General features: G+C 48.3%; 22 protein-coding genes and 1 pseudogene. 19 read left to right on the forward strand and 4 right to left on the reverse strand.

The window, feature by feature from the left end; translation table 11 throughout:
* The first annotated feature begins 225 nt into the window (after window positions 1–225).
* From ACY2VW_RS11500 to ACY2VW_RS11510, 3 genes are all read left to right on the forward strand, one after another.
* Window positions 226–690, forward strand: a complete 465-nt coding sequence (locus ACY2VW_RS11500) for a MarR family winged helix-turn-helix transcriptional regulator (RefSeq protein WP_461875009.1) — start codon at window positions 226–228, stop codon at window positions 688–690.
* Window positions 674–2,023: an MATE family efflux transporter gene (locus tag ACY2VW_RS11505; RefSeq protein ID WP_461878158.1), complete on the forward strand. Its 1,350-nt coding sequence runs from the start codon at window positions 674–676 to the stop codon at window positions 2,021–2,023. The genes ACY2VW_RS11500 and ACY2VW_RS11505 overlap by 17 nt, the downstream gene beginning before the upstream one ends.
* Window positions 2,024–2,186: 163 nt before the next feature.
* Window positions 2,187–2,624, forward strand: a complete 438-nt coding sequence (locus tag ACY2VW_RS11510; RefSeq protein WP_461875012.1) for a MarR family winged helix-turn-helix transcriptional regulator — start codon at window positions 2,187–2,189, stop codon at window positions 2,622–2,624.
* Between the two features lie 89 nt (window positions 2,625–2,713).
* Here ACY2VW_RS11510 and ACY2VW_RS11515 read toward each other — a convergent pair whose 3' ends face one another.
* Window positions 2,714–3,355, reverse strand: coding sequence for an endonuclease III domain-containing protein (locus tag ACY2VW_RS11515; RefSeq protein WP_055265078.1), 642 nt, complete (start codon window positions 3,353–3,355; stop codon window positions 2,714–2,716).
* Window positions 3,356–3,400: 45 nt separating this feature from the next.
* Window positions 3,401–4,276 (reverse strand): AraC family transcriptional regulator, encoded by an 876-nt coding sequence (locus ACY2VW_RS11520; RefSeq protein ID WP_461878159.1) that lies wholly within the window; start codon window positions 4,274–4,276, stop codon window positions 3,401–3,403.
* Window positions 4,277–4,441: 165 nt separating this feature from the next.
* Here ACY2VW_RS11520 and ACY2VW_RS11525 point away from each other — a divergent pair, with 165 nt between their 5' ends.
* From ACY2VW_RS11525 to ACY2VW_RS11535, 3 genes are all read left to right on the forward strand, one after another.
* The gene (locus ACY2VW_RS11525) at window positions 4,442–5,392 is read left to right on the forward strand and encodes an MraY family glycosyltransferase (protein WP_461878160.1); all 951 of its coding nucleotides are present in this window, start codon (window positions 4,442–4,444) and stop codon (window positions 5,390–5,392) included.
* 277 nt (window positions 5,393–5,669) lie between these two features.
* On the forward strand, window positions 5,670–7,988 hold the full coding sequence (gene yicI / locus ACY2VW_RS11530; RefSeq protein WP_461878161.1) for an alpha-xylosidase: 2,319 nt from the start codon (window positions 5,670–5,672) through the stop codon (window positions 7,986–7,988).
* A 193-nt stretch (window positions 7,989–8,181) separates the two neighbouring features.
* Window positions 8,182–8,475 carry a hypothetical protein gene (locus tag ACY2VW_RS11535; protein WP_118719626.1) on the forward strand — a complete coding sequence of 98 codons (294 nt, stop codon included), beginning with the start codon at window positions 8,182–8,184 and terminating at the stop codon, window positions 8,473–8,475.
* 58 nt (window positions 8,476–8,533) lie between these two features.
* Here ACY2VW_RS11535 and ACY2VW_RS11540 read toward each other — a convergent pair whose 3' ends face one another.
* Together ACY2VW_RS11540 and ACY2VW_RS11545 are read right to left on the reverse strand one after the other, a co-directional pair.
* On the reverse strand, window positions 8,534–9,100 hold the full coding sequence (locus ACY2VW_RS11540) for a Uma2 family endonuclease (RefSeq protein ID WP_461878162.1): 567 nt from the start codon (window positions 9,098–9,100) through the stop codon (window positions 8,534–8,536).
* 54 nt (window positions 9,101–9,154) lie between these two features.
* Entirely contained in the window at window positions 9,155–9,397 is a 243-nt protein-coding gene (locus ACY2VW_RS11545) for a kinase (protein WP_461878163.1), read from the reverse strand.
* Between the two features lie 256 nt (window positions 9,398–9,653).
* On the opposite strand from ACY2VW_RS11545, the gene ACY2VW_RS11550 reads away from it, so the two are divergent.
* The 13 genes and pseudogenes from ACY2VW_RS11550 to ACY2VW_RS11610 form a co-directional block, all read left to right on the forward strand.
* Window positions 9,654–12,323: a glycoside hydrolase family 3 protein gene (locus ACY2VW_RS11550; protein ID WP_461878164.1), complete on the forward strand. Its 2,670-nt coding sequence runs from the start codon at window positions 9,654–9,656 to the stop codon at window positions 12,321–12,323.
* 107 nt (window positions 12,324–12,430) lie between these two features.
* On the forward strand, window positions 12,431–12,694 hold the full coding sequence (locus ACY2VW_RS11555; protein ID WP_022461716.1) for an IreB family regulatory phosphoprotein: 264 nt from the start codon (window positions 12,431–12,433) through the stop codon (window positions 12,692–12,694).
* A 12-nt stretch (window positions 12,695–12,706) separates the two neighbouring features.
* Window positions 12,707–13,150 carry a Holliday junction resolvase RuvX gene (ruvX, locus tag ACY2VW_RS11560; protein WP_461878165.1) on the forward strand — a complete coding sequence of 148 codons (444 nt, stop codon included), beginning with the start codon at window positions 12,707–12,709 and terminating at the stop codon, window positions 13,148–13,150.
* Between the two features lie 15 nt (window positions 13,151–13,165).
* Window positions 13,166–13,426 (forward strand): DUF1292 domain-containing protein, encoded by a 261-nt coding sequence (locus ACY2VW_RS11565; RefSeq protein WP_022461718.1) that lies wholly within the window; start codon window positions 13,166–13,168, stop codon window positions 13,424–13,426.
* 140 nt (window positions 13,427–13,566) lie between these two features.
* Window positions 13,567–15,231 (forward strand): ribonuclease J, encoded by a 1,665-nt coding sequence (locus tag ACY2VW_RS11570; RefSeq protein WP_461875021.1) that lies wholly within the window; start codon window positions 13,567–13,569, stop codon window positions 15,229–15,231.
* 5 nt (window positions 15,232–15,236) lie between these two features.
* On the forward strand, window positions 15,237–15,572 hold the full coding sequence (locus tag ACY2VW_RS11575; protein ID WP_461878166.1) for a YlbF/YmcA family competence regulator: 336 nt from the start codon (window positions 15,237–15,239) through the stop codon (window positions 15,570–15,572).
* A 26-nt stretch (window positions 15,573–15,598) separates the two neighbouring features.
* On the forward strand, window positions 15,599–16,012 hold the full coding sequence (locus ACY2VW_RS11580; RefSeq protein ID WP_461878167.1) for an endolytic transglycosylase MltG: 414 nt from the start codon (window positions 15,599–15,601) through the stop codon (window positions 16,010–16,012).
* Between the two features lie 30 nt (window positions 16,013–16,042).
* Window positions 16,043–16,708 (forward strand): O-methyltransferase, encoded by a 666-nt coding sequence (locus ACY2VW_RS11585; protein WP_461878168.1) that lies wholly within the window; start codon window positions 16,043–16,045, stop codon window positions 16,706–16,708.
* The gene (locus ACY2VW_RS11590; RefSeq protein WP_461878169.1) at window positions 16,705–17,934 is read left to right on the forward strand and encodes a peptidase U32 family protein; all 1,230 of its coding nucleotides are present in this window, start codon (window positions 16,705–16,707) and stop codon (window positions 17,932–17,934) included. Before ACY2VW_RS11585 ends, ACY2VW_RS11590 begins: the two co-directional genes overlap by 4 nt.
* A gap of 377 nt (window positions 17,935–18,311) precedes the next feature.
* Window positions 18,312–19,079 carry a WecB/TagA/CpsF family glycosyltransferase gene (locus ACY2VW_RS11595; RefSeq protein ID WP_461878170.1) on the forward strand — a complete coding sequence of 256 codons (768 nt, stop codon included), beginning with the start codon at window positions 18,312–18,314 and terminating at the stop codon, window positions 19,077–19,079.
* A 2-nt stretch (window positions 19,080–19,081) separates the two neighbouring features.
* On the forward strand, window positions 19,082–19,981 hold the full coding sequence (locus ACY2VW_RS11600; RefSeq protein ID WP_461878171.1) for an acyltransferase family protein: 900 nt from the start codon (window positions 19,082–19,084) through the stop codon (window positions 19,979–19,981).
* Between the two features lie 104 nt (window positions 19,982–20,085).
* Window positions 20,086–21,210, forward strand: coding sequence for a glycosyltransferase family 4 protein (locus ACY2VW_RS11605; RefSeq protein ID WP_461878172.1), 1,125 nt, complete (start codon window positions 20,086–20,088; stop codon window positions 21,208–21,210).
* Window positions 21,211–21,222: 12 nt separating this feature from the next.
* Window positions 21,223–21,447, forward strand: a pseudogene (locus ACY2VW_RS11610) (hypothetical protein); the annotation flags it as partial.

Genomic DNA, 21,447 nt, shown 5'->3' on the forward strand with positions numbered 1-21,447 from the left:
CCCCGAAAATAATGCAAAAAATTCAGCACCGCAGAGCGTGAATTACTGCGTCACAGATTTTCGTCGTACCCCGGTACGCCTTCAAATCTGTTCCTTGCAATTCGCGCTCTGCAGCACTGCCTTTTTTAGCATCCGTTCCCTCTTGACATTTTTTCATTTCCTGCTATACTTATCAAAGATAATTACTAAAGATAACTAAATTTCAAGAAGAAAGGACCACTTTCCATGACACAGGAAAAATTAAAGCAGTTCCTGGATGCGTGTTTTGATGCAAAGCGTCTGATCGAGAAGCTCCCGGACCTGCCGGACGGTATGAAGCCGCGGCAGGTGCATGTGCTGGATGCGGTGAATGAGATTCAGAAAAAGCAGGGCTTCTGCCGCGTCAGCGACATCAGCAGCTACATGAACACAACGCTGCCGAGCATCACCAAGCTGGTGCAGGAGCTGGAGGAGAGAAACCTTCTCGTGAAACAGGCGGATGAAAAAGATAAGCGCGTGATCAACCTGACACTGACCGAAGAGGGGAAAGAGTTTGTGGAACTCCGCGTGACGCACTTTCACGGGGAATGGGCATCCCGCCTGCCGGATCTGGACGACGCGGTGGTGGACGAATTTGTGCATGCAATCACGCGGATGCAGGAAACGATGCCGGGAATTGAAGGAGTGAAAAACAATGGCAAAAGAAAATAAGAAAGAAATATCGTTTGTAGAGGGACCGATTTTCCAGTCCCTGATCCGCTTTGCGCTGCCGGTGCTCGGCGCGCTGATTCTGCAGGCGGCTTACGGTGCGGTCGACCTTCTTGTGGTCGGCTGGTTCGGTGATGCGTCGAGTATTTCCGCTGTCGGAACCGGAAGCAACTTCATGCAGATGGTAACATTTATCATCACCAGCCTTGCGATGGGTTCGACCGTTATGATCGGCCAGCACATCGGCGAGGGCAAGCCGGATAAGGCCGGCAAAACCGTGGGAACCTCGATTGTTCTGTTCGCCATCATCGGTATCGCCATGACGGTGATTCTGGAGCTGTTCGCAGGCCCGATCGCCAATATTTTACAGGTTCCGGCGGAGTCCTTTGACAAAACCGTCCTCTACCTGCGGATCTGTTCCGGCGGTATTCTGATCATCATCGCGTACAACGTCATCAGCAGCGTGCTCCGCGGTATCGGTAATGCAAATCTGCCGCTTTTATTCGTCGGCATCGCCTGCGCGGCCAATATCGCCGGAGACCTGTTTTTCGTCGGCGTGCTGAAAATGGACGTTGCGGGAGCAGCACTTGCAACGGTTCTGGCACAGCTGATTTCCGTGCTTGCTTCCCTTGGCGTGCTGAGAAAAGGCAATCTGCCGATCGAGTTCAAAAAAGAGGACTGCCGCATCGACCATGACGAGCTGAAGAAAGTCCTGAACGTCGGTGTGCCGATCGCGCTGCAGGAGACGACCGTACAGATTTCCTTCCTTGTGATCAACTCGATCATCAACGGCATGGGCCTGATGCCGTCCGCCGGATACGGTGTGGCGCAGAAGCTGACCTCATTCATCATGCTGATCCCGTCTTCTGTGATGCAGTCTGTGTCAGCATTCGTGGCACAGAACACCGGAGCCGGAAAGAAAGACCGCGCGTGGAAGGGCTTCCTCACCGCAATCGCAACGGGCTGCTCTCTTGGAGTTGTGATTTTCTGCATCGGTTTCTTCGGTGGAAGTGTCATCTCCAGAATCTTCACGAGCGATCCGGCCGTTATCGGGCAGAGCGCCGCTTACCTGCGCGGTTTTGCACCGGAATGTATTCTTACCTGTGTGCTGTTCAGCAGCATCGGATACTTCAACGGCCGCGGCATCAGCATCCCGGTTATGATCCAGGGAATCACCTCCGCCTGCCTGATCCGTATTCCGCTGGCGCTGTTCTTCTCACACCTGCCGAATACGAACCTGACCTTCGTCGGCATGTCCACCCCGATCACAACCGTATACGGCATCTGCTTTTTCATGATCTGCTTTGCACGGTTAAAGAAAAAAGGGCAGATGTAATTGAATCAAACATAACAGAACTGCCTGGGAAACGGCACGGAGCGATCCGCGGTCTCCCAGGCAGTTTTTGGTATTGTTTGTCCGGAACTTTTTTGATACAATACAGACAGAAAGAGCGGAACCCTGTTCAGAAGGGACAGAACAGACGGAAAGGGGAAGAGGAGTGGATAACAGAGAAATCATCAATGAGACACTGGTCCATCTGTTTCACGAGATACAAAAACTGGAAGAAGAGGCGATCATCACCGAGGATTTCAAGGATCTGACGAACAACGATATGCACATCATAGAAGCCGTCGGCCTGGAGGGCGGCAATATGTCGTCGATCGCGGCAAAGCTCGACATCACGGTCGGATCGCTGACAACGTCGATGAACAGTCTGGTGAAAAAAGGCTACACCGAGCGGGAGCGCAGCGAGAAGGACCGCCGGATCGTCTACATCCACCTGACCGGAAAGGGACGGCAGGCATTCCATCACCACGCAAAATTCCACGAGCAGATGACGGATGCCGTGATGGCGGAACTCGGGGAAGAGGAAGTGCAGGTGCTCGGGAAAACGCTGAAAGCGCTGACGGACTTCTTTTGGTCGTATAAAAAATAGAAATAAAAAGGCTTTTGCAGCCGGGACAGAATCAAAAAATCTGTCCGGTATGCAAAAGCCTTTTTCGCATGGAAACGCATAGAAAAATGCTATTTTTCTACGCCGTTCTTCTCACAGATATCCGCGAGCACACACCGTTCACAGTGCGGTGTCGTCCGCGCAGTACAGACCTCGCGTCCGTGCTCCACAAACCGGTGGCAGAGCGAGCTTCCTTCTTCCGGCGGCACAATTTTCCAGAGTGCCATCTCCACCTTCTTCGGATCCTTGCAGTCATGCACGAGCCCGATGCGGTTGCACAGCCGGATGCAGTGCGTATCCGTCACAATCGCAGGCTTTTTAAAAACATCGCCCATAATCAGGTTCGCACTTTTCCGTCCCACGCCCGGGAGCTTCAAAAGTGCGTTAAAGTCGTCCGGCACCTGGCTGTGGTACTCGTCGCGCAGCATGCGCATGCAGGCGTTGATGTCGCGTGCCTTGCTCTTTCCAAGACCGCACGGCCGCACAATTTCCTCGATTTCCTCCGGTGTCGCATCTGCCAGCGCATCGATATCAGGATACTTTGCGTAGAGATCCTCCACCACAACATTGACCCGCGCATCGGTGCACTGTGCGGCGAGGCGGACACTGACGAGCAGCTTCCACGCCTGGTCATAGTCAAGCGTACAGTCGGCGTCAGGATATTCTTGTTTCAAACGTTCAATGACGGCAAGCGCCAGTTCTTCTTTTGTCATCGTGTTAAACTCCCATTCTCAAAAATGTAAAAATAATAAAATCCATCAGGATCCCTTCTCGCGTGCCGCCTTCCGAAGCTGCAGCGGCGTCGTGTGAAACCGCTCACGGAAGAGGCGGTGAAACAGCTTATCGTTCGTAAATCCATGCTTTTCCGCGAGCGTGCCGACCGGCAGATCCGTGGCAATCAGGTCGCGGTAGATGCGGGAAAGACGGTAGGAATTCAGATATTCCAGATACGTCGTTTCCATGTTCTGGCGGAAGAACCGGCAGAAATATTCCGGCTGCAGCGAGACAACATCGGCAGCCTCCTTCAGCGTAATCGGCCGTTGGTAATTTTCCTGCGTGTACGTTAGAATCGTATCGAGCCGTGTCTGCGTCCGGGAGCTCATCGGGTGGTGCGCAAGCGGACTCTTCTCGGAAAACTTCGTGTAGAGCAGGTCGAGAAACGTAAAAAGCTCCCGCTGGAACGTCAGCAGATAGCCGTCGGGCATTTCCTCATGAAGCTGCATCATCGAAAGCAGAAGACGCCGGAGCTGGCTGATATTTTTCTGCACTTCCGGGTTCGTACTGTCGTAGTCAATCGAGAACCAGAGCTGTGACGGGTCAGGCAGATAGTTCGCAAGGAACGCATCCGGAATCTGCATCAGAATCGAGCGGTTTCCCGTAGACGGACAGCGCGCCGTGTGGATACGCCCGGAATTGATCAGCAGAAACTGACCCGGAAGGACGGTCTTGGTGCGGTCCGAGAGCGTGACAATGGAGGAACCCTCCAGAATATAAATAATTTCCAGCGCGTCGTGCCAGTGCGGCGGCGAAAAACTGCCGAAATCGTCGGTTACACGAAATTCGATGCTGCGGTTCGGCTGCAGCGTGATGTGTTCCTGACGTGTCTGGCGCGGCAGATGATCTTTGCGTGGCATAAAAAACTCCTTTTTTGTTCAACTTAGTGTATCACTATCTTATCACGAAACCACCGAATTGGGTATAGCAATTTTTGCATGAAGTTGCTATAATAAATGGACGCAGAGCCGCACGAAAAAGCTTCGTGCAAACTCAATCTAAAGAAAAGTGAAGGAAGAAAACGTATGTATCAAGTATGGAGTAACTTTTTAAATCCCGGCCAGATCGCCATGCTGGGAATCGTGGTCACCTTTCTGCTGACCTTTCTGGCGTTAAAACATCCATTTTCCTTTCTGCCGAGCGATCACGGCAGAGAATTTGCCGTAAACGGCGGCCTCTCCCGCGGAAAACTGCGCGGCGTCGGCCTCGTGATCGTCATCTGCTTCCTGATCGGAAGCGTTCTGTTCCTGCCTCTTGGCGCCGAGTATGTGATCTACGCGATCCTGCTCGTCTGCATCATGCTGAGCGGCTACCTCGACGATGCATCCGAAACTCCGTGGAGCGATTACAAAAAAGGTGCGATCGACCTCGTCATCTCCATTGTGACCGTCATCACCTTCGTGAATTACAATTCCACCACGATCTACTTCGGAAGCATGTCCCTTACCATTCCGAAAGTGGTCTACATAATCCTCGGCATCATCCTGATCTGGATTTCGATCAACGTTACAAACTGTTCCGACGGTGTCGACGGACTCTGCGCGAGCCTTTCCTGCGTGGTCATCTTCGCGTTCAGCATGATTTTCCACGATGTCCTCAGAAGCTTCACCGTAGCCAATTACCTGTTCGTGGCAGCGCTTCTCGCGTACCTGTATTTCAACACCTCGCCGAGCAGCATGCTGATGGGAGATGCCGGTTCGAGAGCACTTGGCTTCTACATCGCCATCCTTGCCATGCAGTCCCGCCATCCGTTCTTATATCTGCTGATGGCAGGCGTGATGATCGTCGACGGAGGAATCGGCCTTGTCAAAGTATTTTTACTCCGTTTCCTGAAAATCGCGATCCTCAAAAATACAAGAACACCGCTGCATGACCATGTCCGCCTGAAATACAAATGGTCCGACAGCCAGGTTGTGATCCGCTTTGTGATCCTGCAGATCCTGCTGGCCGTCATTGCGTATCTGATTGTGGCATAAGAAAAAACAGAAGAGAAACGGGAGTGTGTCTTTTGCAGACGTCTGCGGGGCACACTCCCGTTTTGCATCCCATCCGCTGAAAGTACCTTAAAAGATAGAAAAAGATAATATCGCCGTATTTTTTCACAGAATCCGCCCTGTTTTCGAAAGCAAGAGTGTGGTAGTATAAAATTACCAAAAAACGTCAGCCTGAAACAATAATTCTGTAAAGATTGATGAAAAGAAAGTGCTTTCCGCTATCTGTTTCAGGCTCATCCAATCAGGAGGTAATGAAAAAATGAAATTCACAGAAGGTTACTGGCTTCCGAGTGAAAAAGCAAATGCATCCCATGCAATGCAGGCTTATGAAGTAGAGCAGATCCCAGGCGGTATGCGTATCCTGGCAACGACCCGTCCGATCGAGCACAGAGGTATGACCCTGAACCTGCCGACCATCACCGTTGAGTTCGTGGCACACACACCGGATACCATCTCCATGGAAGCATGGCACTACGAAGCATACGACAACAAAGTTCCATCCTTCGACAAAACAGAGAGCGTATACGAGGACGTAACCGTTACCATCAACGACGATGAGGCAGTTCTCGACACCGGAAGCGTACTGGTACGCGTACAGAGAAAAGGAATCTTTGCTTACACCTTCGAGGCAGACGGAAAAGTCCTGACCGGAAGCGGATTCCGCAACCTTTCCTATATCAGATGGGATCGCAAGCAGAGCACCATGCTGCCGGCACCGAACTACATGACCGAAAAATATCAGCCATACATGGTAAGTGAGCTGTCCCTTGGCGTAGGCGAGTGCGTATACGGCCTTGGCGAGAGATTCACCCCATTCGTGAAAAACGGACAGGTTGTAGACACCTGGAACGAGGACGGCGGTACTGCATCCGAGATCGGATACAAATGCGTTCCATTCTATATGACAAACAACGGCTACGGTATTCTCGTTGACAGCACCGACAACGTTTCGTTTGAAGTAGCAAGCGAAAAAGTAGAGTATGTCGGCTTCTCCGTACCGGGCGAGAGAATCAAATACTATCTGTTCCATGGCCCGTCACCGAAGAAGATCATGAACGAGTACACTGCACTGACCGGACGTCCGGCACTTCCTCCGGCATGGTCCTTTGGTCTGTGGCTGTCCACATCCTTCACCACCAACTACGACGAAGAGACCACCACATCCTTCATCGAGGGAATGGAGAAGAGAAATATTCCGCTCAGCGTTTTCCATTTCGACTGCTTCTGGATGCATGAATTCCACTGGTGCGATTTCGAGTGGGATAAGAAATGCTTCCCGGACATCCGTGCTACCTTAAAGAAATATCATGACAAAGGCCTGCACATCTGCGCATGGATCAACCCGTACATCGCACAGGGAACCGCATTCTTCAAAGAGGGTGCAGCAAACGGCTATCTCCTTCAGAGAGCAGACGGCAAGGGCGTATGGCAGACCGATAACTGGCAGGCTGGCATGGGTCTGGTAGACTTCACCAACCCGGATGCTGTCAAATGGTACACCGGCAAACTGAAAACCGTTCTGGACTGCGGCGTAGACTGCTTCAAGACCGACTTCGGCGAGAGAATCCCGATTGATGTTGTATACCACGACGGAAGCGATCCGCAGGCAATGCACAACTACTATACGTACCTGTACAACCAGGCCGTATTCAACCTGTTAAAAGAAGTAAAAGGCGAAAATGAAGCAGTTCTGTTTGCAAGAAGTGCAACAGCAGGAAGCCAGAAGTTCCCGGTACACTGGGGCGGCGACTGCTCCGCAAACTATCCGTCCATGGCAGAAACCCTGCGCGGCGGCCTTTCCTTCGCTATGAGCGGATTCTCCTTCTGGAGCCATGATATCTCCGGCTTCGAGAGCACCGCAACACCGGATCTGTACAAGAGATGGTGCGCATTTGGACTGATGTCTACCCACAGCCGTCTGCACGGATCAGGAAGCTACCGTGTGCCGTGGCTGTTCGATGACGAAGCATGCGACGTTGTAAAATTCTTCACCAACCTGAAATGCTCTCTGATGCCGTACATTTTCCAGAAATCCGTAGAGGCACACGAGGAAGGAACCCCGGTTATGCGCCCGATGGTATTCGAGTTCATGAACGACCCGGCCGTTCCGTATCTGGATCAGCAGTACATGCTGGGTGATGCCCTCCTGGTAGCACCTGTCTTCCGTGAGGACAAGGTAGCACAGTACTATCTGCCGGAAGGCACCTGGACCGACCTTCTGACCGGTGAGACAAAAGAAGGCGGCAGATGGTTCCAGGGAACCTATGACTACTTCTCCATGCCGCTGTATGTAAGAGAAAACAGCATCGTAGTCAGAGGAAACTGCGACACCAAACCGGATTACGACTACGCTGACCACGCAACCGTATGCGTATATCAGTTAAAAGACGCAGCCGAGACAAAAGTTTCAGATATCCACGGAAACATCGTATTCACCGTAAAAGCAGTCAAAGACGGCGATACAGTGAAAGTATCCGTAGAAGGCGCACATACCGAACTGAAAGTAGAAGTATTCGTCGGAAATGAGAAGAAAGAGGCTGTACTCGCAGCAGATGCGAACGAAGTTGTTGTTGCATAAAGACAGCGGAACTACATAAAGAAATAAAGAAATCCCGGGGCCGGAGGTGCTCCGGGATTTTTGATGGCTTGACAGAAAAAACAAATCTGGAGTAAAATAAAAAAGCAGTACAGAGAGGCACGCGCACCGTGGATTTCCTGTGCTGTTTTTTCGTTTTATCCATTCATTATAAAGAAAAGGGGAGGTTTTCACCATGAACAATTTAGTCGATCTCTTAGACCAATTACAAAAAGAAGCCAAAGCAGACCCGGCCCTTCGAGAAGCACTCCTGCAGACCCGGAACGATCCAAACCCGATCCGCGCCTTCTGCACTATCTGCCGCGCCCGTGGCTATGCAATCTACGAAATGGATCTCGCCATGGCCGGTGAAGAATTCTACGCCGAAATCAAACGCAGCACCAATGGCGGCGGCGAAAACTCCCCGGCGCTTGAAGGGGAAGATGATTTTTATGAATTGTTTCTGGCGGCGCTGGAGAGCGGAAAATAAAACAAAAAATGCAGGAAAGAAGGGGAAAACAACATCTTTCCTGCATTTTTTGAGAAAATTAAAGATCTAACAGCTCTGAAATCTCCGCAAAATTGATAAACAAATCATCGTAAATATTAACCTTGATCACAGAATCAAACGAATACTGTACACTGACCAGATCCTCTTCGAAATAGTTCACAGTAACAAGTTTCCTTTTCGGGTCTACGATCCAGTATTCTCGGACGCCATACGTTTTGTAATAATAAAGCTTTCGAATATAATCGTCTGAAGAAGTGCTTGGCGAAACGATTTCGATGATGAAATCCGGCGCACCATTGCAGCGTTTTTGGTCCAGCTTATCTTTGTCGCAGATGATCATAATATCAGGCTGAACCATAGTCAGCGGCTGATCCGCCAGTTTTACATCAAAGGGAGCAGTAAAAACACTGCAGGGTCCCTTTTGGCGGAGAATATAGTTATTGATTACGGTTGAAAGCTGCATAGACAACGCCTGATGTGTCTGCGACGGACTGGCCATGTCGTAGACAACGCCATCGAAAACTTCAACACGCTGTTCCGCAGGAAGTAATTCGTATTGTTCCAGAGTGAGTTTTTCAACCTGGGACTGTAAAACAGGAGTCATAAAACACACTTCCTTTCTAAATCGGTTCTGAGCGTTCCAACGTTACCGTGTTTCTTAAAATTCCTTCTTCAAATGCTCCGCAAGCAAACGGTCATAATCCCCTTCGATCTCTTCATCCCGTCCCGCATACCGCAGATTCGTCTCCACGCCGACCGGCTCCGCATCGTCAGCGTATTCCCAGATATGGTAGCGGAGACCGCGGTGCTCGAAATCGATGCTTCCGCAGTTGTCCTCTTCGACATAAGAAAAAGAAATGTTCTTCTCTTTTAAAACAGATTGAATTTCTGGCATATGCATAAAACTAAAATCCTCCGAATCGTTGTTACTTATCTGTTATCAGTATAGGGCAATGGCGGAAAAAATTCAATCGAAAACTCCGGAAGAGCCGTATTGTTGCCTTGGTCAGAATCTACCCAGAAAAGATCAAAAAGAAATCTATCAAAAAGTAGAAAACAAAGCTATAATGGAGGATAAATGAGGTAAATATGTTTGCTATTGTGGAAAAAATCAGACAACAGATCTGCCAGTGGGGATAAAGGAGGATTTTTACGAGATGAAACTGCGAACAAGAGGAATTTCCGGAACAAGAAATCAGGCGGAGTCAGAGCGGGAGCGTGCGCACCGCGTCATTGCAAGAAAAGCAGCTGCAGAGGGCATCGTGCTGCTGGAAAACAACGGTGTTCTGCCGCTGAAAAAAGGAAGTAAAGTGGCACTGTACGGGGGCGGCGCCCGCCACACCATCAAAGGCGGCACGGGCTCCGGCTCCGTGAATAACCGAAGCAACGTGAGCATCGACGAAGGCCTGCGAAATGCCGGCTTTACCGTCACAACCGATGCATGGCTTGACGCATACGATGCTGCGTACGAGAAAAGCTATGAGGAATGGAAAGATTACATCTATGAGATTTCCGAGCCGGGTAATTTCGATTCCCTCTACCGTGCACACGCCAGCCATCCGATGCAGATGCCAAAGGGCAGCGCCATTACAAAAACGGAGGCGGCAGATGCCATCTACGTGATCAGCCGCGTTTCCGGCGAGGGCGCAGACCGAAAGGCAGAGCCGGGAGACTATTACCTGTCGGAACAGGAAGAGGAAGAACTGAAAGCCATCACAGAGTGCTATGACAACACGATTGTTATTTTAAACGTCGGCGGGGTAATGGATGTCTCCTTCCTGAAAAAATACAACATCGCTGCACTGGTTATGCTCTCTCAGGCAGGCATGGAGGGCGGCAATGCGCTTGCCGATGTTTTATCCGGTGCCGTCACCCCAAGCGGAAAGCTGACCGACACCTGGGGCTGCCACTACGAGGATTATCCGTCCGGCGCGACATTCAGCCATAATAACGGAAACATCATCGAAGAAAAATATTACGAAGGCATTTACGTCGGCTACCGTTATTTCGACAGCTTTGAGGTGGAACCGCGCTATCCGTTCGGATATGGAATGTCCTACACGACCTTTGATGTAACAACAGAAAATGCAGCGTGGAAGCCGGATGCAGAGCCAAAAACAATCACAGTAACCGTAAAAGTAACAAACACTGGCTCCTGTGCCGGAAAAGAGGTGGTACAGGTTTACGCCGCCTGCCCGTCCGGAAAACTGAAAAAAGAGCGGAAACGTCTGGTGGCCTTTGGAAAAACAGCGCTGCTGCAGCCGGGAGAATCCGAGAGGCTGCACCTTCAGGTACCAACGATCCTGCTGGAATCCTATCGGACCGGAAAAGCCGTATACTGCATGGAAGCCGGAAACTATGATTTTCTGGTCGGAACCTCAAGCCGGGATATAACCTTGGCTGCGAGACTGACGATTGATAAAACCGTGGAAACCGAGCATCTGACCAACATCTGCCCGCTGCTCGACGCGTTAAAGGAAATTCAGCCGGAAGAGGAAAAAGAGGAGCGTTGGAGAGCAGAACGGGAGCAGATGTGGGAAGAAAAGAAAGCAGAAATCCCGCTGCTGTTCCTTGACGAAAAAGGACTGATCCGCGATGGAAAGAGTGCCGAAAGGATGTATAAAATTCTAAAATTCGGAGAAACAAACGCAGCGGAAGCAAAGGAAGGCGATGCCAACGGCTGTGAATTTGAAGCAGAAGCAACAGAAGCAAAAGAGGATGCCGGAAACTGCAGATGTGGGGCAGAAGAACAGCCGAAATGGGAAGAAAGACGGCGTCTGGCAAAAGAAAAAGCCGCCGAACTCGCTCAGAAGCTGACCCCGGAAGAAAAAACGGCGCTTGTCTGCGGACGCAGCAGCAGCGGAAGCAAAGAAATCATCGGAGCCGCTGCCGTTACCGTGCCGGGTGCAGCCGGGGAGACAACCGCCTCCTTGCTGGAAAAATACGGTGTTGCCAATGTCATTCTGGCTGACGGCCCGGCAGGCATCCGCATCACCTCACATTATCAGAAAAATCCGTCGGACGGCAGTGTTTACAAAATGAACAGGTACCAGCGTCTCGAGAACCGCATTTTCGGCACCGAATTCCTCCACGACGGCGGCGAGGATTACTATCAGTACTGCAGTGCAATTCCGGTCGGAACGCTTCTGGCGCAGACGTTCGATGCGGCGCTTCTCGAGAAAGTGGGACGCATGATCGGCACAGAGCTGGAGGAGTTCGGCGTGACCCTCTGGCTTGCACCGGGCATGAATATCCACCGCAATCCGCTCTGCGGCCGCAACTTCGAATACTATTCCGAGGATCCGCTCGTCAGCGGAAAAATGGCGGCAGCCCTCACAAGAGGCGTCCAGAGCCGGTACGGGGTCGGAACGACTATTAAGCATTACGCCTGCAACAATCAGGAAGAAAACCGCCGCGGCGTATCGAGCATCGTCTCCGAGCGCGCGCTGCGAGAGATTTACCTGAAGGGCTTCGAAATCGCAATCAAAGAATCCCAGCCAAAGGCGATCATGACCTCCTACAACAAGATAAACGGTGTCCACACCGCCAACAGCTACGATCTGTGCACGACCGCTGCAAGAAAGGAATGGGGCTTTGCGGGCATCATCATGACCGACTGGACCACAACAAACGCCGACGGAGGCTCCTCCGCCGCAAAATGCATTGCCGCCGGAAACGACCTTGTCATGCCGGGAACCGACAGCGACCGCCGTGAAATCCTGGATGCGCTGACGGCCGAGCATGACCAGTATCTCGAGGAAAAAGACCTGACCGCCTGCGCCGAAAGAATGCTGGAAATGATCTTTTCCTCCAACTTATATGAATAATGAGACTGTATCAGGGATAAAATAAGTTAGGCAATTTCACGATTGAAATTTCCCATAACATGTATTAGAATATAAATGATATCAATAAATACGAGGACGTGAAAAGAATGTCAGGATTAAGCAACACACAATATTTTAAAGTAAAAACAGAGCCGGAGATTCAGGTAAAAGAAGTGCTCGAAACCGTTTACAACGCCATGGTAGAAAAAGGGTATAATCCAGTCAACCAGATCGTAGGATATATCATGTCAGGCGACCCGACCTATATCACAAGCTTCAAGGGCGCCAGAAGTCTGATCATGAAAGTTGAGCGTGATGAACTGGTAGAGGAACTGTTAAAAGAGTACATCAAAAATGAATCCTGGAAGTGAGCGTAACTACTTATGAGAATAATGGGATTAGATTACGGCTCAAAAACAGTAGGGGTGGCGGTGAGCGACCCTCTGGGTCTTACTGCGCAGGGAATCGAAATTGTCCGCAGAAAATCGGAACATAAGCTGCGCCAGACATTGGCCCGGATTGAAGAGATAGCAAAAGAATACAGTGTGGAAAAGATTGTACTCGGCTTCCCGAAACACATGAACAACGACATCGGAGAGCGGGCTGAAAAATCTCTCGAGTTCAAAGAAATGCTGGAGAGACGGACAGGCCTGCCCGTTGTCATGTGGGATGAGCGGCTGACCACCGTCGAAGCAGACCGCACCATGATGGAAACCGGAATCCGCAGAGAAAACCGCAAGGAGTACGTGGATATGATTGCGGCTGTCTTTATCCTGCAGGGATATCTGGACTATCTTTCCAACCACAAAGAATCACAGGAAAACTGAACAAAGGAATATTGTATGGAAAAAATAACATTTGTAACAGATGATGGCGGCAAAGAAGAATTTTACGTGGAGGAGCAGACCAGAATCAACGGAGTCAACTACATTCTGGTATCCGATTCAAAGGACGACGAGGCAAACGCCTACATCCTGAAAGACATCTCCACAGACACCGACGCAGAGGCAGAGTATGTCATGGTAGAAGACGACACCGAGTTCGATGCCGTTTCCGGCGTATTCGCTTCCATGTTGGACGACGAGGCAGACATCACCTATTAAACAATGACATCCGAAGGATTTGAACCCAAATCCTGCAGGTGCGGGACATGCCACGCCAGCCTGGGGTGACGCTCAGGGGACGAGTGCGTGAAGCCACACCGGTAACGGAATCGTTTCGAAAACATGCGCGGAGGTGCTATTTGAAAAAGAATAATGGAAGTAAATTAAAAATTATACCGCTTGGCGGTCTGGAACAGATCGGTATGAATATCACCGTCTTCGAGTATGAAGACAGTATCATCGTCGTAGACTGCGGACTCGCATTCCCGGAAGACGACATGCTCGGTATCGACCTGGTCATCCCGGATGTAACATATCTGAAAGAGAACATCGACAAAGTCAAAGGCTTCGTCATCACCCATGGCCACGAGGACCACATCGGTGCGCTGCCGTACATCTTAAAAGAAGTCAACGTGCCGGTCTACGCCACCAAACTGACCATCGGCCTGATCGAAAACAAATTAAAGGAGCACAACCTGCTCCGTACCACAAAACGGAAAATCATCAAACACGGACAGTCCATCAACCTGGGCGCATTCCGTATTGAGTTTATCAAAACAAACCACAGTATTGCAGATGCAGCAGCACTGGCAATCTATTCCCCGGCGGGCATCATCGTCCACACCGGAGACTTCAAAGTCGACTACACACCAGTCTTTGGTGATGTCATTGACCTGCAGAGATTCGCCGAGATCGGAAAGAAAGGCGTTCTGGCGCTGATGTGCGACAGTACCAACGCAGAGCGTCCCGGCTTTACCATGTCCGAGCGGACCGTAGGAAAGACGATCGACAGCCTGTTTGCCGAGCATCAGAATTCCCGCATCATCATCGCAACCTTCGCATCGAACGTCGACCGTGTGCAGCAGATCATCAACTCTGCTTACAAATATGGCCGTAAAGTAGTCATCGAAGGCCGAAGCATGGTCAACATCATCTCCATCGCACAGGAGCTGGGCTACATCAATATCCCGGAAAACACCCTGATCGATGTCGAGCAGATGAAAAACTACACCGGCGAGCAGCTTGTCCTGATCACCACCGGAAGCCAGGGCGAGTCCATGGCAGCGCTGTCCCGTATGGCGGCACACCTGCACAAAAAGATCTCGATCCTGCCGGGTGACACCGTTATCTTCAGTTCCCACCCGATCCCGGGAAATGAAAAAGCCGTCTCGAACGTCATCAACGAACTGTCCGCACAGGGCGCAAACGTCGTATTCCAGGATGTTCACGTATCCGGACATGCCTGCCAGGAGGAAATCAAGCTGATCTACTCCCTGGTAAAACCGAAATACGCCATTCCGGTACACGGCGAGTACCGCCACTTAAAAGCACACGCAGAAGTCGCACAGAGCCTCGGTATTCCGAAAGAGAACATTTTCCTCATGTATTCCGGCGATGTCATGGAGCTTGACGAGGACGGCGCAGCAGTGACAGGCAAAGTCCACACCGGAGCCATCATGGTAGACGGACTCGGCGTCGGCGACGTTGGAAACATCGTCCTGCGAGACCGCCAGCATCTGTCCGAGGATGGTATCATGGTTGTGGTACTGACCCTCGAAAAGAGAACAAACCAGCTTCTGGCCGGTCCGGATATCGTATCCCGCGGTTTCGTCTATGTACGCGAATCCGAGGATCTGATGGGCGAGGCAAGAGAAGTTGTAGAAGAGGCGCTGGATGGCTGCCTTTCCAAAAATATCTCCGACTGGGGCAAGATCAAATCCACGATCAAAGATGCCCTCGGCGATTATGTATGGAAGAAAACAAAGAGAAGACCGATGATCCTTCCGATCATCATGGAGGCATAAATACCATGGACAAAGTAACAGAATGTCTGGACACGCTCATCGAAGAAATGCGGGAGAGCAGGGCATATCAGAATTACTTGTGGATGGAAGAGGAACTTGAAAAAGACCCGGACTTAAAAAGCCGGGTCGACGACTATCGAATCCGCAACTACCGACTGCAGCAGTCCGAAAACGTAGACCTTTACGAGGCGGTAGATTCCCTGGAACGGGATTCCTACGCACTCCGCAAAAGCGAGAAGGCAAACGCTTATCTTGAGGCGGAGCTTGAGGTCTGTAAGATGGTACAGAAGGTGCAGGACCGCATTTCAGAGGCAATCCGCATCGGCGTACCGGAAATCTAAACCCGAAAATCAAAAGGAGAGCGCCCATGTCCGAAAAGAAAAGGGATGCCGGATACCGCGCAGCGCTGACAGGTGCGAAAGGAACCGTGCGCCTGCTCATTTACGTCTGCGTGATTCTTGTGATCATTCTGGCGGCAAAAACTTCATATCAGTTCGGACATGATGTATTTGCCGAGGAACCGGTCAGCCTGAAGGGAAAAGGAAAAGAAGTCACCGTGCAGGTGCGTTCCGGCATGGAGGCAAAAGAACTCGGTGAGCTCCTGAAAGACAACGGACTGATCGACGAAAGCCTGCTGGTTTTCGAAGTCCAGTACCGCCTGTCCGGCTATTACGGCGGCATCAAAGACGGCTCCTACGTGCTGAACACCGCACAGACCGTCGATGAAATGCTGGAAATCCTGGCGGGCATCAATACCGAAGGACAGCCGTCCGCGGAATAACGCACGTTTGCAAAACAAGAGGAATCTTACATGATAATAGACGAACGAATGGTAACCTACATCAATTCCCTGGATACCGGGCACACTCAGTTTCTGGAAAACCTGGAGCGGACGGCCAAACAGGACCGGGTACCGATCATTCGCCGTGAAATGCAGAGCTTTTTAAAAGTATTCTTAAAGATGAAACAGCCAAAGAGAATCCTGGAGGTAGGAACTGCCGTAGGATTCTCTGCTGTTTTCATGGCACAGTACGGCGAACCGGATGCAGAGATTACCACAATAGAAAATTACGAAAAACGAATCCCGATCGCACGGGAGAATTTCGAAAAATCCGGCTTCGCCGACCGCATTACCCTGATTCCGGGAGATGCCGCAGAAGTGTTGAAAACCCTGGATGGGCCGTATGACTTTATCTTTATGGACGCTGCGAAGGGACAGTACATCCACTTCCTGCCGGAGGTTCTGCGTGTCCTTGATAAGAACGGCGTACTGATCACCGACAACGTGCTGCAGGACGGCGACGTCATCGAATCCCGCTTCGCCGTGGAACGCCGGAACCGCACGATCCACAAACGGATGCGGGAATACTTATTTGAACTGACACACAAAGAAGGGCTGCTGACATCGGTCGTGCCGCTGGGAGATGGAATCGCGATCACGATGAAAAGCCACGAGAATAGAGAGGAAACAACATGAGAAAACCGGAATTACTGGTTCCAGCCAGCAGTCTGGAAGTATTAAAAGTAGCAGTGATCTTTGGCGCAGATGCCGTGTATATCGGCGGAGAAGTCTTCGGACTCCGCGCGAAGGCGAAGAACTTTTCGATGGAAGATATGAAAGAAGGCGTGGAATTTGCGCATGCGCATGGAGTGAAAGTGTATGTGACCGCGAATATTCTGGCGCATAACCAGGATCTTGAGGGGGTGCGGGCTTACTTTGCCGAATTGAAAGAGATTGGGCCGGATGCGTTCATTATTTCGGATCCGGGCGTGTACCGGATTGCCATGGAGGTGTGCCCGGAGATTGAGCGGCATATCAGTACGCAGGCGAATAATACGAACTACGGGACGTATCAGTTCTGGTATGAGCAGGGTGCGAAACGCGTCGTGACGGCGCGGGAATTGTCGCTGGCGGAGATTAAAGAGATCCGAGAGCATATTCCGGAGGAGATGGAGATCGAGACGTTTATTCATGGGGCGATGTGTATTTCGTACTCGGGTAGATGTTTGCTGTCCAACTATTTTACGGGGAGAGATGCGAATCAGGGGGCTTGTACACATCCGTGCCGGTGGAAGTATGCGGTTGTCGAGGAGTCCCGTCCGGGAGAGTATCTGCCGGTGTATGAGAATGAGAGAGGGACGTATATCTTCAACTCGAAAGATCTTTGTATGATTGAGCATATTCCGGATTTGTTGGATGCGGGGATTGACAGTTATAAGATTGAAGGTAGAATGAAAACGGCGCTGTATGTGGCGACGGTGGCTCGGACGTATCGGAAGGCGATCGATGATTATCTGGAGAGTCCGGAGAAATATGAGAAGAATATGGAGTGGTATAAGGATCAGATTTCGAACTGTACGTACAGGCAGTTTACTACGGGATTTTTCTATGGGAAGCCGGATCATGAGAGCCAGATTTATGACAGTAATACGTATGTGAAGGAGTATACGTATCTGGGGATTGTTGGGGAGAAGGATGCGCAAGGCAGATATACGATTGAGCAGAGGAATAAGTTTTCGGTTGGGGAAGAGATTGAAGTGATGAAACCGAGCGGGGAGAATGTCTGCGTTACGGTGAAAGGGATCTGGGATGATGAAGGGAACCAGATGGAGAGTGCGCCGCATCCGAAACAGAAGCTTTGGATTGATCTTGGAGTGGAATTGGATAGGTTTGATATTTTGAGAAGGAAAGAAATGGAATAGAGTAAGAAGAAAAAGAAGGCCAGAGGCACTGAAAAAGTGAAAAAAGCCTTCTTTTTTGTAATGAAATAAGAAATAATACGGGAGGGGGAAAAACCACAAAAAAGTATCATGAAAAGATCATAAAAAAATAAAATACAGGGATGAAATATGTTAAAATGTGACGAAAATTGTCGGCGGATATTTACAAAAAATGCTAAATAGGTTAAAATATTATAGATTATAATTGAAAGTCGGAAGTAAATATTTGGGTAATGAAAAAGTCACAGAAATGTTTCAAAAATCATTACGTTCCAGCTAAATGCGATAATTATCCTGGGATAAAATCGCTTGTAATGAGGCTTACCAGATAAGTAGAAAAAGAGGAAAAGGTGCAAAAAATGGAGTATAAGAGAAAGGTTGATAAAGGACGCATTCCAACTTGCAAGATTATGGGAGTTAATATTGCGGCAATTAATATGGAATGGTTAGTACAATATCTCGAAAAAAATCTTTCGGAAATAAAAGGGGACTATATCTGTGTCTCAAATGTACATACAACAGTAACCAGCTATGAAGATGCAGCGTACTGTGCAATTCAAAATAGTGGGTTAATGGCAATCCCTGATGGAGGTCCTCTTTCTACGGTTGGTCGGAAACGTGGCCATAAAAATATGGAGCGTACAACAGGTCCAAGTTTAATGGGAGAGATTTTCGAAATCTCTGCGGAGAAAGGGTATCGCCATTATTTTTATGGCAGTAAAGAAGAAACTTTGGAAGTGTTATATCAAAAACTTACAGAAAATTACCCGGGAATTCAGATTGCTGGAATGTACAGTCCGCCGTTTAGACCGCTGACGGAAGAGGAAGATAAAGCAGTTATAGAAAGAATTAATGAAACCAAACCGGATTTTGTATGGGTTGGACTTGGAGCACCGAAACAGGAAAAGTGGATGGCAGCGCATCAGGGAAAAATTGATGGACTGATGCTTGGCGTTGGAGCCGGGTTTGATTACTATGCAGAAAATATTAAGCGTGCGCCGATGTGGATGCAGAAACATAATCTGGAATGGGTGTATCGGTTGGTGCAGGATCCTAAGAGGTTGTTTAAGAGATACTGGAGTACTAATACGAAATTTATTTGGAATGCGATGATGAGGGGAAAGTGAATATGAATAAAGAAAAGCAGGCATTTTGCTTTCAGGATAATGCATTTGATTTGATACGATATTGGGCTGCAATCTGTGTGATGTTTCTTCATTATACGGGATATGCTCTTCATTTGTCCGCAGAAAACTCATCATTTATGCATATCCTGAGATGGATAGTATCTTTTTTTCCAGGTGTTGTAGTTCTATTTTCCATGAGTGGATTCCTTATTGCTGCATCATATGAAAGATCAAAAAATCGAAAAGATTTTTTTGTTAAACGAATTTTACGTATGTATCCAGAACTATGGGTATGTACGATTGTTAATCTAATTGTAGTCTGCATTTTTGCGTACAAATTATTAGATAAGAGCATTATCATATGGCTTGCCACACAAATATTCGGAATTGCAAATACGCCGTCATGCTTAAATAATTTTGCTACAGGAAGCATTAATGGTGCATTATGGACGATATTTACCGAAATGCAACTTTATATAGTGTTGGGACTTTCATATGACTGGTTAAAAAAGCTTTCACTCAAAAAATGGATTATTTTACTTGCGTTTTTATCTGTTTGTAATATTGGAGCAGATTTTGTGACTAGTACTGTTGGCGGAGTTTCTGTAAAAATAATTGAACGCATATTCCTTACATATGCAGTGTGGTTTTTTATCGGAGTATTCTGTTATGTAAAACGTGAACAATTAGTCCCTATGTTAAAGCACAGCATTCCGATGTTAGTTGTTATATATGTATTTAATAGATGCTTGCCAATCAATATACCTGGCTATTATGCGAATATATTGGTTGGGATTCTACTCCCTCTTATTGTTATTGGGGGGGGGGTATTGCTTGCCGAAAATCAGGATATCTTGCGATCTAAGTTACGAGATTTTTTTATACCACTGGATTGTGCTTAATGTCATTGTTCACTTTGATTTGATGAATAAGTGGCCATGGTACATAGCCTTCAGTGTTTTTACAATAACTTCAATACTTCTAGCTTGGCTTTCGTGGAGATTTGTTGGAAAAGGAAGAAAAAAACGGAAAAGGATCTGATGGAATGAAGAAAAGAATATGTATGGTTGTTCCAAATAGAATGGTAAAAGGTGGAATAGCTGCTGTCGTAAATGGATATCGAGGATCACAACTAGAGAAGGATTATGAAATAACTTATGTAGAGTCCTATAGAGATGGAAGCAAATTTGACAAGCTTTTGAAAGGTATTTGCGGATATTTTCATTATGCATATGTGCTGATGTTTCATAAGCCAGATGTGATTCACATTCATTCTTCTTTTGGATCATCATTCTATAGAAAGATGCCATTCATTTATATGGCATCATGGCGCAAGATTCCGATTGTTAATCACATACATGGTGCCGACTTTGACGAATTCTATGTAAATGCACCGGAAGAAAAAAAGATCAAGATAAAAAAAGTATATAGTAAATGTAATGTGTTGATTGCTCTTTCTGAGGAATGGAAAGAACGACTGAGCCAGATTGTTCCAGAAGATAGAATTGAAATAATTGAAAACTATAGTATCCTTCATGAAGAGGTTTTAGAGGAAAGGATGCAGAGGGAATGTAATAATACAGTTTTGTTTCTTGGTGAATTAGGAAAAAGAAAAGGTTGCTATGATATTCCAGCGGTTATAGCGCAGGTGAAAAAAAGTATACCTGATGTGAAGTTTGTCTTAGCTGGAGCTGGAAACGAAGTCGATGAGAATGCAATCAAGAAGTTGATTGATGAAAAGGGTGTATCCGATAATGTGGAATTCCCTGGATGGGTTAGAGGTGATATGAAGGATAAACTGCTTAGGAAAGCAGATGTATTCTTTTTACCGTCTTATAACGAGGGAATGCCGATGTCAGTGCTAGATGCAATGGGGTATGGTCTTCCAGTTGTAAGTACAAATGTGGGTGGGATTCCCAAGATTGTGCATGATGGAGAGAATGGTTACTGTTGTGATCCGGGTGATGTTAATCGATTTGGGAAAGGAATTACGGAAATACTTTTAGATAGAAAAGAAAGAAAATCATTCGGGGAAGCTTCTTGGAAAATCGTAAAAGAGGGATATTCGTTAGAAGCACATTTGAATCGAATTGAACAAGCTTATGAGCAAGTCTTGTTAATGGATGTATAAGAGGAAAAGTATATGAAAATTGGTATTTGTACATGTTATGACAATCATAATTATGGCAGCATGTTGCAAGCTTATGCAACATATGTGAAATTTGTGGAATTGGGCTATGACTGTGAGTTTTTGTGCTATAGAAAAAAACTTAATACGATTCAAAAAATCAAGTGGTTACCCAGATTGTTGAATAAGTATCTTATGAAGGAAAAATTTCGCCTGATTGAAAAAAAGATTCAATTAAAG

This window comes from Fusicatenibacter sp., from assembly GCF_977045365.1.

Bases quoted from the DNA above. Each gene is read 5' to 3' on its own strand.
- ACY2VW_RS11500 (WP_461875009.1), top strand. From the start codon at position 226: ATGACACAGGAAAAATTAAAGCAGTTCCTGGATGCGTGTTTTGATGCA.
- ACY2VW_RS11505 (WP_461878158.1), top strand. From the start codon at position 674: ATGGCAAAAGAAAATAAGAAAGAAATATCGTTTGTAGAGGGACCGATT.
- ACY2VW_RS11515 (WP_055265078.1), bottom strand. From the start codon at position 3,355: ATGACAAAAGAAGAACTGGCGCTTGCCGTCATTGAACGTTTGAAACAA.
- ACY2VW_RS11520 (WP_461878159.1), bottom strand. From the start codon at position 4,276: ATGCCACGCAAAGATCATCTGCCGCGCCAGACACGTCAGGAACACATC.
- ACY2VW_RS11525 (WP_461878160.1), top strand. From the start codon at position 4,442: ATGTATCAAGTATGGAGTAACTTTTTAAATCCCGGCCAGATCGCCATG.
- yicI (WP_461878161.1), top strand. From the start codon at position 5,670: ATGAAATTCACAGAAGGTTACTGGCTTCCGAGTGAAAAAGCAAATGCA.
- ACY2VW_RS11535 (WP_118719626.1), top strand. From the start codon at position 8,182: ATGAACAATTTAGTCGATCTCTTAGACCAATTACAAAAAGAAGCCAAA.
- ACY2VW_RS11540 (WP_461878162.1), bottom strand. From the start codon at position 9,100: ATGACTCCTGTTTTACAGTCCCAGGTTGAAAAACTCACTCTGGAACAA.
- ACY2VW_RS11545 (WP_461878163.1), bottom strand. From the start codon at position 9,397: ATGCATATGCCAGAAATTCAATCTGTTTTAAAAGAGAAGAACATTTCT.
- ACY2VW_RS11550 (WP_461878164.1), top strand. From the start codon at position 9,654: ATGAAACTGCGAACAAGAGGAATTTCCGGAACAAGAAATCAGGCGGAG.
- ACY2VW_RS11555 (WP_022461716.1), top strand. From the start codon at position 12,431: ATGTCAGGATTAAGCAACACACAATATTTTAAAGTAAAAACAGAGCCG.
- ruvX (WP_461878165.1), top strand. From the start codon at position 12,707: ATGAGAATAATGGGATTAGATTACGGCTCAAAAACAGTAGGGGTGGCG.
- ACY2VW_RS11565 (WP_022461718.1), top strand. From the start codon at position 13,166: ATGGAAAAAATAACATTTGTAACAGATGATGGCGGCAAAGAAGAATTT.
- ACY2VW_RS11575 (WP_461878166.1), top strand. From the start codon at position 15,237: ATGGACAAAGTAACAGAATGTCTGGACACGCTCATCGAAGAAATGCGG.
- ACY2VW_RS11580 (WP_461878167.1), top strand. From the start codon at position 15,599: ATGTCCGAAAAGAAAAGGGATGCCGGATACCGCGCAGCGCTGACAGGT.
- ACY2VW_RS11585 (WP_461878168.1), top strand. From the start codon at position 16,043: ATGATAATAGACGAACGAATGGTAACCTACATCAATTCCCTGGATACC.
- ACY2VW_RS11590 (WP_461878169.1), top strand. From the start codon at position 16,705: ATGAGAAAACCGGAATTACTGGTTCCAGCCAGCAGTCTGGAAGTATTA.
- ACY2VW_RS11595 (WP_461878170.1), top strand. From the start codon at position 18,312: ATGGAGTATAAGAGAAAGGTTGATAAAGGACGCATTCCAACTTGCAAG.
- ACY2VW_RS11600 (WP_461878171.1), top strand. From the start codon at position 19,082: ATGAATAAAGAAAAGCAGGCATTTTGCTTTCAGGATAATGCATTTGAT.